The 12,535-nt window shown below is 62.8% G+C and carries 9 protein-coding genes and 1 pseudogene; 4 read left to right on the top strand and 6 right to left on the bottom strand.

Annotated elements, in window-relative coordinates; translation table 11 throughout:
• Positions 1 to 11: 11 nt before the first annotated feature.
• From GPJ75_RS06440 to GPJ75_RS06425, 4 genes are read left to right on the top strand one after another with little or no spacing between them, the layout of a single operon-like run.
• Positions 12 to 941 (top strand): carbohydrate ABC transporter permease, encoded by a 930-nt coding sequence (locus GPJ75_RS06440; RefSeq protein WP_163266280.1) that lies wholly within the window; start codon positions 12 to 14, stop codon positions 939 to 941.
• Between the two features lie 3 nt (positions 942 to 944).
• Entirely contained in the window at positions 945 to 1,787 is an 843-nt protein-coding gene (locus tag GPJ75_RS06435; protein ID WP_425483123.1) for a carbohydrate ABC transporter permease, read from the top strand.
• Positions 1,788 to 1,823: 36 nt separating this feature from the next.
• Positions 1,824 to 4,883, top strand: a complete 3,060-nt coding sequence (locus tag GPJ75_RS06430; protein ID WP_163266278.1) for an alpha-mannosidase — start codon at positions 1,824 to 1,826, stop codon at positions 4,881 to 4,883.
• A 43-nt stretch (positions 4,884 to 4,926) separates the two neighbouring features.
• The gene (locus GPJ75_RS06425) at positions 4,927 to 6,033 is read left to right on the top strand and encodes an ABC transporter ATP-binding protein (RefSeq protein WP_163266268.1); all 1,107 of its coding nucleotides are present in this window, start codon (positions 4,927 to 4,929) and stop codon (positions 6,031 to 6,033) included.
• Between the two features lie 18 nt (positions 6,034 to 6,051).
• Here the strand turns inward: GPJ75_RS06425 and GPJ75_RS06420 are convergent, their stop codons facing one another.
• The 6 genes and pseudogenes from GPJ75_RS06420 to GPJ75_RS06390 all read right to left on the bottom strand — a co-directional run bounded on the left by GPJ75_RS06420 (position 6,052) and on the right by GPJ75_RS06390 (position 12,533).
• The gene (locus GPJ75_RS06420; protein ID WP_246248941.1) at positions 6,052 to 7,104 is read right to left on the bottom strand and encodes a LacI family transcriptional regulator; all 1,053 of its coding nucleotides are present in this window, start codon (positions 7,102 to 7,104) and stop codon (positions 6,052 to 6,054) included.
• A gap of 268 nt (positions 7,105 to 7,372) precedes the next feature.
• Positions 7,373 to 7,633 (bottom strand): annotated as a pseudogene (locus GPJ75_RS06415) (ABC transporter permease subunit); the annotation flags it as partial.
• Positions 7,634 to 8,231: 598 nt separating this feature from the next.
• A complete protein-coding gene (locus GPJ75_RS27650) occupies positions 8,232 to 8,651 on the bottom strand; it encodes a transposase (protein WP_425483122.1) in 420 nt (139 codons plus the stop codon).
• Between the two features lie 63 nt (positions 8,652 to 8,714).
• Entirely contained in the window at positions 8,715 to 10,550 is a 1,836-nt protein-coding gene (locus GPJ75_RS06405; protein ID WP_163266264.1) for a type II toxin-antitoxin system HipA family toxin, read from the bottom strand.
• Between the two features lie 57 nt (positions 10,551 to 10,607).
• Positions 10,608 to 11,330, bottom strand: a complete 723-nt coding sequence (locus tag GPJ75_RS27710; RefSeq protein WP_425483124.1) for a type VI immunity family protein — start codon at positions 11,328 to 11,330, stop codon at positions 10,608 to 10,610.
• A 111-nt stretch (positions 11,331 to 11,441) separates the two neighbouring features.
• A complete protein-coding gene (locus GPJ75_RS06390) occupies positions 11,442 to 12,533 on the bottom strand; it encodes an ABC transporter ATP-binding protein (RefSeq protein ID WP_163266262.1) in 1,092 nt (363 codons plus the stop codon).
• Positions 12,534 to 12,535 lie beyond the last annotated feature (2 nt).

Genomic DNA, 12,535 nt, shown 5'->3' with positions numbered 1-12,535 from the left:
GAGGGCCTTTCATGAGCGAGCATGCCGTCGCAGGGACCGCCGAGCGGACCGGGTCTCCACACAAGAGGGCCTGGCATCTTGCCGAACGGCCGTTGGTCTGGCTGGCGCCGCTCACGCTGCTCCTGCTCATCACCTACGTCTATCCAGCGATCGACGTCATCCGCTACAGCTTCACGGATGCCACGCTCCTCAACCCGGAATATGCCTATACGACCGACAGCTACCGCGCGTTGATCCGCAGCCCGGACCTGCCGGGCATCCTTTGGGTGACTTTCGTGTTCGTCGTGGCCAGCGTCGTCCTTCAGCTCGTCCTTGGCCTGCTCGTGGCCATGGTGCTCAATCGCGGTGTCAAACGGCGTCTGCCCGGCGTATCGGTGGTACGCATCATCATCCTGTCGGCGTGGATCGTGCCGGGGGTCGCCGCCGGCATCGTCTGGCAACTCATGTTCAACGAGGCGAGCTATGGCTTCCTGAACGCTATCCTGCGCGGCGTCGGCGTCTCGCCGGTGGCCTGGCTTTCCGACCCCGACCTGGCACTCTGGTCAGCGGTGATCGCCAATGTCTGGCGCGGCACGGCCTTTAGCATGCTCCTGCTTTATGCCGGCCTCGTCGTCATTCCTTCGAGCCTCTACGAGGCAGCGTCGGTCGACGGCGCGACAGCGCTCAAGCAGTTCTGGTACATTACCTTGCCGCAGTTGCGACCAATCCTGCTCATCAACACGGTGCTAATCAGCATCTTCACCCTCAATACCTTCGACCTCATCTTGCCACTGACCGGCGGCGGGCCGGGACGGGCGACAGAGGTGTTGGCGCTCTACACCTACAACACCGTTTTCCGCAATTTCGACCTGTCGAACGGCGCGGTGCTGGCCGTCATCCTTCTTCTGATCAGCATCGTCTTCACCTTGATCTACGTCCGCTTGCTGCCCAGAGAGCTCTGACCCGTGACCACGATCGGCCGCACAAGACTTGCCGACATCGGCACCTACCTCGCCTACGGCGTTATCTGCTTCTTCTTCGCCGGGCCGCTTCTGTGGCTCATCTCGCTATCGATCCGCACCAGCGCGGAGATTTATGTCAGCAACATCAATCTATGGCCCGAGCATCCAACGCTGGAGAATTATGCCTCGGCACTGAACAACCCACTCTTTCCTATCTATCTTTGGAATGGTCTGAAGCTGGCTGTCGGCGGCGCCTTCGGCGCGATGCTCTTCGCCGCCCCTGCGGCCTATGCCCTGTCGCGCTTTCGTTTGCGCCACCAGCAACTCACCATGATCGGGCTACTTGCAGTGCAGATGATTTCGCCGCTTGTCATCATGGTGCCGCTCTACCGCTACATGGACCGGGTAGGGCTCACTGACAGCCACGTGGGTGCAATGATGATCTACATCGCCGTCGCGGCACCCCTCTTCACCTGGATGCTGAAGGGCTTTCTCGACGGCATTCCGCAGAGTCTCGAAGAAGCGGCGATGATTGACGGCTGCACACGTTTCGGCGCCTTCATGCGTGTCGTCCTACCACTCAGCCTGCCGGGGCTGACGTCGGCCTTCGTGCTCAATGCCATTTTGGGCTGGTCGCAATTCATCATCCCCTTCATCCTGATCAGCAGACCGGGCCTTCTGCCGATTGCCGTCGGCATCTTCAATTTCCAGGGCACCTACAGCCAGACCTCGACGCAGATCCTCGCCGCGGCGAGCGTTATCTCCATCGTTCCGGCTGTGGTCGTGTTCCTGGTCCTGCAGCGATTTATCGTCGGCGCCCTCATGGGCGGCGCTGTAAAGGGCTGATCACCGTCCTCCCAAACTTTGATTGTAGGATTCAAAATGGCGCTAACCGTCGAACAACGCATTGCCCGTCTGCACAAGCGGTGCCTCGAGCTGGACCTATGGATCGTCCGCGAGAGCCTCCCCCTCGACCGATGGGCGTTCAACGGGCGGCCGCTTGCCCTCGGCGCGCCCTGGCCGGTGCGCGACAGGGTCGTGGCCTTTTCGCACACGCAAGTGCAGGTGCCCGCCGGATGGACGCTCGAAGAATGCCGACTCGATCTCGATCTGGGCGGCGAGGGGCTGGTGCGGATCGCCTACGCGGACGGCGAAAACGAGGGCTTCGGCCTCGACCCCAATCACAGACGCTTCCCGCTCAGGAAGCCGCGCTTCTCGATTGAGGCGGAATGTGTGGCGCGCCTGCCTTTCGGCGTTCCCAACCGCGATGCGCGCCTTCTTCGGGCAAGAATCGTGCGGATCGAAACGGAACTGGCGGAGTTCGCCCTGCTTTTGCGCCAAGTGGCGGAGACGGCGGAGGTTCTTTCCTCTCACGAGGTGGCACCGGCGCTCCTGACGGCGGGCGAAGAGGCGCTCGCCCGGCTCGAATGGCCGACGGCGACCGGTGCCTATGTGGCCCGGGTCGCCCCTGGTGCCGAAATGCAAAAAGTGTGGCAACTGCCGGCGGAGCTTTCCGACCAGCCGCCGGGTCTCGGGGAGGCCGAACGCGCCTCCGTGACGGCGGCATCGGCATTCCTGAAGGGCAGACTCAAGGCGCTGCGCGACCGCTACCCGCCGAGCGGCGGGCTGGCGATGACCGGCCATGCCCATATCGATCTTGCATGGCTGTGGCCGCTCGACGAGACGCGCCGCAAGGCGGGGCGCACCTTCCACACCATGGTAGGACTGATGGACCGGAACCCCGAATTCCGCTTCAACCAGTCGACGGCCCAACTCTACGCGTTCCTGGAGGAGGACGATCCGGACCTGTTTGCCCGCATCAAGGAAAAGGCGGCGAGCGGCCAGTGGGAGCCGAACGGCGCCATGTGGGTCGAACCCGACACCAACATGCCGACGGGCGAGTCGCTCGTGCGCCAGCTCCTTTATGGCCAGCTCTATTTCGAGCGGACCTTCGGCCGCCGACATACGGTATGCTGGCTGCCGGACTGCTTCGGCTTTTCGCCGGCACTTCCGCAATTGCTCCGGCAGGCAGGCGTCGAGGGATTCTTCACCATCAAGGTCAACTGGTCCGAGACCGACGAGATGCCGTTCGACCTGTTCTGGTGGGAGGGGCTGGATGGCAGCCGCGTGCTCGCCCACACCTTCAACAATCCTGTCGGCGGCTACAATGCCGAGATCGGACCGCGTTCCGTCATCGAGACCTGGCGGAACTTCCGCGGCAAGGATATCAATCCGGAAAGCCTGATAGCTTTTGGCTACGGTGATGGCGGCGGCGGACCAACGCAGGAGATGTTGGACCGCGCGCGGCAGCTCGGCGATTTTCCGGCAATGCCTACGGTTCGGCAGGTCGGCGTCGGGGACTGGTATTCGGAAGTCCGCGGGATCGTCGAAGACTACCCTGCCCTGCCCGTGTGGGTCGGCGAGATGTATCTGGAACTGCACCGCGGCACCCTGACAACGCAAGGCCGCACCAAGTTCCTCCACCGCCGGGCAGAGCGTGCGCTGATTGCGGCGGAAACGCTGTCGAGCATGGCGACGCTGTTGGGCGAGCCGACCGCCGCATCGCTGGAGGAGCATTGGCGAGTGCTTTTGCGCAACCAGTTCCACGATATCCTGCCCGGATCGAGCATCCGCGAGGTCTACGAGCTTGCCGAAGCCGAACTGGCATCGGTGGTCCAGGCCGGCCAAGAGAAAATCGATACGCACCTTGCCGCGATCGCACGGCGTGTTGTCCAGCCAGGGAGCGGGCGTGGCGTCATCGTGGTCAATCCCGACCTTGCGCCGCGGCCACTGCGAATTTCCTCGGCCGAGCCGCTTCCGGGCGGACAGGCGGTCGAAAGCGGCTCGGTCCTCGCTGGAGAGCGCCGGATTCCGGGCCTTTCCGCCGCTGTGGTAATCGAGAGCCGGCCGCCCTTGGGACTCATCGTCGAGGAAGGGCGGCTGGAGAACGCCGACATTCGCATGGAGCTTGCCCCCGACGGCACGCTTGCCAGCGTCTACGACAAACGCACCCGCCGCGAGGTGTTGGCCGGCCGTGGCAATCAGATCTGGGCCTACTCTGACAAGCCACGCAACTGGGACGCCTGGGATGTGGAGGAGAACTACACGACCCAGGGTGAGGAGATCGCGGCGACGGCGGCAGCGCAGATCGTTGAGCACGGGCCGCACCGCGCGGCAATCCGGTTCATCCGCCGCTTCCGCGACAGCACGATCATCCAGACGGTGCGGCTGTGGGCCAACTCCGCGCGCCTGGAATTCAAGACCGACATCGAATGGCACGAGCGTCGGATCCTGCTCAAGGCGCGCTTTCCGCTCGCCATCCGCTCTGACCACGCCACATTCGAATGCGCCCATGGCGTGGTCCGGCGGCCCACCCACCGTAACACCTCATGGGACCAGGCGCGCTTTGAGGTGGCCGCCCACCGCTTCGCCGATCTTTCGGAACAGGGATATGGCGTGGCTCTCCTGAACGATGGCAAATACGGCCACAGTGTCCTCGGCAATGAGCTTGGGCTGAGCCTTTTGCGCTCCCCAGTCTTTCCCGACCCGCTCGCGGACGAGGGGCATCATAGCTTCACCTATGCGCTCTTCCCGCATCGAAGCGACTGGCTGAGCGGTGGTGTCTTGGCCGAAGCGGAGGATTTGAACCAGCCGCTTGTCTGTCGATCCGTCCAGACCGCGGCTGAAACGGTCTGGTCCGCTGCCCGCGTGAAGGGCATGGCGCTGGGCTTGAGCGCCTTTAAGCCTGCGGAGGACGGCAAGGCACTCGTTCTCAGGGCATATGAGCCTGCGGGCGCGCGCGGCGAGGCGGACGTAACACTGCCCAAGGGCTGGCGGCTCGGCGGCGAAGTGGATCTGCTCGAGGGAGATGCAGGGCCGGCGGACCGGAGCTTCACGCCCTACAAGGTGCACAGCTGGACGGTCGAGAAGAACAAAGAATGACCACGCGGGGCAATGGCCATATCGCCGGTCAGAGGAGAAAGCTGTGGCACATGTCGTAGTCAGCCAGTTGTTCAAGAAATACGGTGAACTACAGGTGGTGCACGGCGTCGATTTCGAGATCGGCGACGGCGAATTCATGGTGCTCGTCGGCCCGTCCGGCTGCGGTAAGAGCACGATCCTGAGAATGATCGCCGGTCTGGAGACCGTCACCGGCGGCGAGATCCTCGTCAACGACCGGGTGGTGAACGACATACCGCCACGCGACCGCGACATCGCCATGGTCTTCCAAGACTACGCGCTTTATCCGCACATGTCGGTGCGTCAGAATCTCGGCTTCGGCCTGAAGATGCGCAATGCGCCGAGGGCGGAGGTCGAGGCAGCGGTGCGCAAGACGGCCGAAACCCTGCAAATTGAAGCATTGCTCGACCGCAAGCCGAAGCAGCTCTCGGGCGGGCAGCGCCAACGTGTAGCTATCGGACGGGCCATCGCGCGCGAGCCGCAGCTGTTTCTCTTCGACGAGCCTTTGTCGAACCTCGACGCCAAGCTGCGCGTGGAGATGCGCACGCAGATTAAGCGGCTGCACATGAGCTTCAAGGTGACCAGCATCTACGTCACGCATGATCAGACGGAGGCGATGACGCTGGCTGACCGTATCGTGGTGCTGCGCGACGGCCGCATCGAGCAGGTCGGCACCCCTGAGGAGCTCTATATGCGGCCGGCCAACCGCTTCGTAGCCGGCTTTATCGGTTCGCCGACGATGAATTTCATCGAAGCGCAAGTGGTCGCGGAGGGAGATGGGTTGCAGGTGGCCCCGGCGGGCGGGCCTCCTCTCGCAATCCCGAGGTCAAGGGTCGAGCGATATCGGCGGCATGCGGGCCGCTCGGTCATCCTCGGCATCCGACCGGAGGATGTGACGAACACATGGACGGAGGAGAGCCGCGACAGGGAAAGCGCGGTGTCACTCAACGTGCCCGTCGAGATTGCCGAGCCGCTTGGCTCCGATACCCTCATCTTTGCCCGTCTCGGCGGGGCCGAAATCGTTTGCCGGGCAAGTGGCACGACAGCGCCAGCCAGCGGATCGACCATTCGGCTGAACGCCCATATGGATCGCATGCATCTGTTCGACCCCGATAGCGGTATGGCGCTGTAAGGGCGCCCTACGGGACGGTCAGGTGCGCTGGTGCAGTTGCGGAGCGGCGATGGTCTGCAGTTCGCTCACCGGAGTGCCGGCGATGCGCCTCAAGAGCAGGCGTGCCAGTTCCTCGCCCGCGAAGGTCAGATCCTCATAGAAGGAATCGATGGCCGGTGTGATGTGGTTGAGGAGTTCCGACGTCTCCTTGGCGATGACGTCGCCGTCGATTCCGACGTCGAAACCTGCCTCCCTGAGCCCGGCCATAAGGGCGATGCTGCGCGTCTCGTTTGCGCAGATATAGCCGTCTGGAGGGTTCGGCCCGGAGGCGAGCTGCCGCCCCACGACACGGAATTTCAAAGGATCGCTGTCGAGATCGATGCCCTCCACCACGATACCCTCAAGGCCGGATTCCCTCGTCGCCTCGAGAAAACCATCGAACATATGATAAGCACAGGTCAGGCTGTCGGAGGGTGGAATGAGCGCCAGACGCCGCCGCCCCTTCGCGCGCAGCCGCTCGACCGCCTCGACCATGAAGCGCTCATTGTCGAAATCGTAAAAGGCATGCGCCAGGCCCATATCGGTTCGGCCGTGCGTGACGAAGGGGAACTGGCGGGCGAGCAGATAGCGGACCCTCTCGTCCCGCGGCTGCGTATGGGTGAAGATCAGGCCATCAGCCGCGCCCGTCTCGACGACATAGCGGACAGGCTCCATCACGTTGGCCCCCCGGCGCAACGGTGTGACGACGAGGTGGTAGTCGGTCTCGAATAGCACGCTGGAGGCGCCGAGGATGATGCGACGCTCGAACTCGGCGATGGTCACATCCTGGTCGAGAATGAGTCCGATCACATAGGTTCGACCGGTCCTCAGCCGCACGCCTGCCCGATTGGGCCGATAGCCGATGTCGTCCGCCACGGAGCGCACCCTCGCCCGCGTTTCGGCGCTCAGCTCGGGGCCGTTTTTGAGGGCGCGCGAAACGGTCGTCACACCGAGGCCGGTGATCTCTGAAATCGTCTTTAGCGTGGGCCGCCCCTGCCGCATCTTGTTCTCGCCCATACGGCGCTTATCTACCGTATCCTGATCGCTTGCCATAAAGATCGCCCTTCCGGGTGCCGGTCGCTGCCGACAGGCCGTTAAAATGCGATTATCATAGTTATGCAAGTTCTTGCACGTGATGCCCACCGCCGCGGAAGAATAGCAGTTGCGGCATTTCAGGCTGTCGCTGGCCGCTTCGAAGAGCTTGGGGTTTGGTCTTGGCCCGCATGAAGCCGTGATTTGCGCGAAAATTTCCTGGCGTCTGACGGAAGATATAGACCGGCTGTGCCGGGTCGACTCCGGCGACTTCCCAGCGGTCGAAGGCGAGCGGCAGAGCCGTCAGCGTCGTCATCGCCAGAAGCTGGTCGTAATGGATCTGGTTCTCGACCTGGAAGGAGGCGAGCGCCAGTTGCAGCGTGAAGACCTCGCGCCGGTTGAGCACGACCAGCGGCAGCAGGAAGTCGTTCCAGCGCGACAGGATGGAGAAGATCGCCACCACGGCGAGCGCGGGCGCCGAAAGCGGCAGCACGATGCGTCAGTAGATGCGCCATTCGCTGGCGTGATCCATACGCGCGGCCTCGATCAGGTTGTGGGCCGGCAATACACGGTTATAGCAAGGGGTCCGTAGATGCACCCAGAGCACCGTCTTCGCCTTTCCGGCGGCATCAAAGCCTACAGTCCTACTCCTGCACGATTTCCGAATTTCTCGCGAATGTTTCGCGATGGAGTGCCGCCTCTGTCGCAGGTCGCTTACCTGATTGCGCCCGATCTACCTGGTTTCGGGGAATCCGCTGTCGTGCCAGCGCCGTCATTTCCCGTCTTCGGTCGCGCGATCTTGGAACCGCTGGACCGGCTCTCGATCGGGCCGCGCTACATTTATCTCCATGATTTCGGCGCACCGGTCGGTCTCCACATCGCCCTGTAGGCATCGGAGCAGGTCTTGGGGGTTGCTAATCCACGCAAACGCTCACCAAATGGGTTTCGGGCCGCAAGGGCTGCGACGCAGGCCTTCTGGGCCGATCCAAGGCCTGAAAACGAGGCGGAGGCAACCTCGCACCTAACGTTGGAGGGCACACGCGACCAGTACTTTGACATCGTAGGGGTCACAGGTTCAATCCCTGTCACGCCCACCATCCAAGCTCCTGAAATTGCGAAGTTTCTCAGTTCAACCGACAGGCGAATTTCTACCGAGTGCAACGCAGGTGGCACGCAAATCTGATTAGGCTTGTTCGGATCGGCGTCGCGATATCTGACGCAGGCCCTAATTCTGCAAAATAGTTGTCGATCGCCCGACTGCCCGTCGCCATATAGTCAGGGTCGAATTTGGCATAAACCTCAGTGACGCCAACCGCCTTGTGGCCGAGCAGACCTTGGACCTCCCACGCGGGCACACCACGCGGCTTGGCCACCTTGCAATCGTGAACGTTGCCGGGTATCAGGAGCAGGACGTGGGGACGGCCTCTCGCGTCGCAGACGGCGTGGAGCTTGGTGTTCCGTCCGCCTTTCGTGCGGCCGATACCATGAACCAACGCCCCCTTTTCCGCCGCCCGCACAGCGGTGGACCTTGATGCAGCTACTATCGATGAACAACCGATCCGGCGCATCCTCGGCTCCGGCGAGCGCGCTGGAGATGCCTTCCCAGATGCCCTACCGTTATGCGTTCAAAGTCAATCAAAGCCGCCGACGCGCTCGCGGCACAGCGTGAGCATCTGCTCGGCCTTGCCTGCAATGTCTTCGTCGATACCGGAGACATCCGGAACGGTAACCGCCTCGACACCAGCGCCAAGTCCGGCAAGCATCTCGTCGATCGCCCGGTTCGCCGCCCTCGCAGCTAGTCCCGCGGTTGCCGCCATCTTGAGGAAGTCGGAGCGGCGCAGACGATCATCCTTGCCATTGATCTTCAGGGCCATGCGATCATGTTCGAGGCCCAGAAAGACGACGGTGGTGACCGCGTCATACAGCGGTGCGAGCTGCACGGTCTCAAAGCTGCGCGCGCCGGGCTGCGCAATCTTGAGCAGCGCGAGATTTTTCAGGTGCATATCACCGTCGGCAATCAGCCAGGCAAACAGCGCCCGCTTCAGGACGAGAAGCAGATCGGCTTCGGGGTCGGTCGAAAGCGGGCGCACGGCGCGTGCGATCCGCTCGATCGTGCCGCTATACTTGGCGTCGGGGGGAAGATCGAGGACCGAGCACAAATCTTCGAGCGCAAGGCGCCGCTTGTCATCGGCGGAAGTGCGAATGTCGAAGCGCTCGACGATCAACGCCGGCGGCATCCCGTCCGGCATGGCGGTCAGCGCTGTTTGCGGCGCGTCGAACCCGGCATGGCGACCGAGCGCCATGGCGAGATACTCGATTACCGGCAGCGCCTGAAAGCCACTGGTCCCGGCGGGTTTGAGGATGTGCGTGAAGGGCAGCCCGGTACTGGGAACGAGCTTTCCGTCTTCGCCGAGGAACATCGGGGCCTTGATCTGCACTCCGGAAAGACGCGGCGTATCGGCGCTGGCATAAAGACGCGCCAGCTTCTCTTCGAAGCTCTGCTCGATATCTCCGCGGCTCGGTCCGGCATAGATGCCGGTGAAGATATCGCCGGCGTTGAAATCCTGCAGACGGCTGACCAGGATATCGGCCGGCAAGGCGTCAAGATCGGCAGTCTTGGTGCTGATGGTGATATTCGACATATAGCGCTTGCCCGAGCGCAGAACGGCGCGCTCGTCAGTTTTCTTGAGGACGCGCTCCAGCCATCCCTCAGGCAGCAGGGAGAGAATGAAGGGCGGCAGCTTGCCAGGAACGCGCTGCTGGATCAGCGGGAGATCGAACCCTTTGTCCGGTTTCCAGCGCCATTCAAAGCCGTCGTACAACAGATGCCCGATGTGGGTTCCGTGCCAGGCGACGACAAAATCAAGCGCCGCTTCGTTGCGAACCTCGATCTCTGCCGGGGTGCGCAGCAGATAGCGCTCTGCCTGCTCGCCCTCGCGATACCACTGGTTCTCACGGGCCAGCGTCCAGAGCGCGTCAGCGGCGGCTTTTGGGTTGCCATATTCGGCAACCAACCGCTGCGCGATATCGGCGCGCATTGCCTCGTCGATCGAAGCGGCGTGTTCGCTGCGCAGACGAAAGGCTTCGAGAAAGCGCTGGCGCACGGACGAGACATTGGTCCGGAATTCACCCATGCCGTCATCGATCGTGGCGCTAGCAGTCGCCGGATGATCGGGCGCAGTGTTCTGGATGATTTCCAGGGTCCTGATCCGGGTGCGCTGGTTGCGTGGCCCGCTGATGAAGAGCCGGCCATCGCGCGTCGGCGCGAGCAGGACGGCGCTGGCGGCGGAAAGATAGGCGCGCGGATAGAGATAGCGGGCGATCCGGATGGCGTACCGCAGCACGTCGGCATCGGCATTGGCGTCGGCATCGACATAAACGCCGCGCATGAGCTGCACGATCTTGCCGGTTTCGGCCTGATAGTGGGCGCGGGTCTTGTCGAGGTTTTCGCCAACGAGATAGAGCAATTTTGTAACTTTCGCGTATTTCACATACGGGAAAGTTACAATTTTCCATCCCAAATGTCAAGGATTTATAACTTTTCCGTATTTCATATACGCGTGAGTTAGGATTTTTCCCTTTCCGGCAAAGGGAGCAACAAGTACCGCGCCACCAACATCATCGGCATGATCGTCATCATCACCGCCGCCATGGTGACCATAACGCCGGTGTCGGCGCCGCCGACGATCGTCATGATAACCGGCACCATGCCAATCATCATGGCCATCCGCGGCCTCTTCGATGCCGCCCATGTGCTCGACGTACTGCGCGCGCCGCCCGTTAAGGTCGCCCCCGGGACGATCGAGGCCGCCAGCGCCCATATTGCCACGCTCATTGCGCGCATCCGGCTGGTGAACCGGCAGCTCAAGCAAGCCCATCACCGGCTCGACGCCCTGACCGCCCGCCTCATCCCGACACGCGGCATGCGGCCCAGCCTGCACGATCACCCGGCCCTCGAAGTGATGCTCCGGGTAATCCGGCCCCAACGCCTGCGTGAGTGTGTTCAGGCCGCCAGGTTGCGCTACGAAGCCGTCATCCAGCACCCTCAGCCAGTTCGTCGTCCGGATGATGCGCTCACCCTTCTTGGACCTAGTCGGCCTTACAGTGCTGTCGTTGTAACCAAGGCGTGGGAATGCTTCACCAGCGGGATAGCGATCAGGCCGCTGGTAGTTCGCTGCGATCCCGGGTCGAACAGCGTGCCGAGCCCCGCCGTGCCGTGCCGTGCAGCGGTTCGAGTGACCTGGCACTGAACTTTCATCCAGCCGCGATAAGAGCCTCGGCCGAAACAAACTCGTAGCCTTCACGATTTCCCCAAGCTGCCGTTCTATGGTTGGCAGATACGACTTTCCCGCCCCTCTTCAGCCTTCATCCAGCGGCATGCGCTGGCCTTCGGCATTGAACAGGTGCCAGTGTCCCTCTCGTGGTTCGGCGCGCAGGATGTCCCCGCGCGCGACATGGCTCTGGCCCGCCTCGTGGATCAGCATCGGGGTGCCGTCGGGCGTAACGCAGTGCAGATAGCTGTTGGCGCCGTGTTGCTCTGCGACGCTGACTTTGAGCGGCCAGCCCGTGCCGTTCTCAGACAATGTGAAATGTTCCGGGCGCACGCCCAGCGTTACCGTCGCCCCCGCCCTCAGCGGACCCGGCCGCGCGGGAAGGGTAAGGGGCGGCAGATGCGGGCTCTGGAAGGAAAGGCCGGCTCCCGTGACCTCGGTGATCGTCCCGTCCACGAAATTCATGCGCGGCGAGCCGATGAAGCCCGCGACGAACAGGTTGCGAGGTCGGTTGTAGAGTTCGAGCGGCACGCCCACCTGCTCGATCACGCCCTTACGTAGGACGACGATCTTGTCGGCCATGGTCATGGCCTCGATCTGGTCGTGCGTCACATAAATCATGGTGTTGCCGAGCCGCTCGTGCAGCTTGGTGATCTCCACGCGCATGAGGACGCGCAGTTCGGCATCGAGGTTCGAGAGCGGCTCGTCGAACAGGAAGATCTTCGGATCGCGGGTGATTGCACGGCCGATGGCGACGCGCTGGCGCTGGCCGCCCGACAGCTCCTTGGGCCGGCGTTCGAGCAGTTCCTCGATCTGCAGCATCTTCGTCGCCGTCGCCACGCGTCGGGCGATCTCGTCCTTCGGCATGCGGATGTTTTCCAGCCCGAAGGAGAGGTTCTCGCGCACGGTCATGTGCGGATAGAGCGCGTAGGACTGGAAGACCATCGCCACGCCGCGGTCGGCGGCGGGCACGGAAATCACGCTCTCACCGGAGATGCGGATGTCGCCGGTGCTGGCCTCCTCCAGCCCGGCGATGAGGCGCAGCAGGGTGGACTTGCCGCAGCCTGAGGGCCCGACAAAGACCACGAACTCGCCGTCGTCGATCTGAAGGTCGAGGCCCGGGATCACCTTGACGGCGCCGAAGGACTTGCCCAATTTTTCCAGAATGAGATTTGCCATTC

The sequence above is a fragment of the Chelativorans alearensis genome, from assembly GCF_010993735.1.
Classification (GTDB): Bacteria; Pseudomonadota; Alphaproteobacteria; order Rhizobiales; family Rhizobiaceae; genus Chelativorans; species Chelativorans alearense.
The sequence above is the reverse complement of the archived record's forward strand: the minus strand, read 5'-3'. Positions and strand labels throughout refer to the sequence as shown.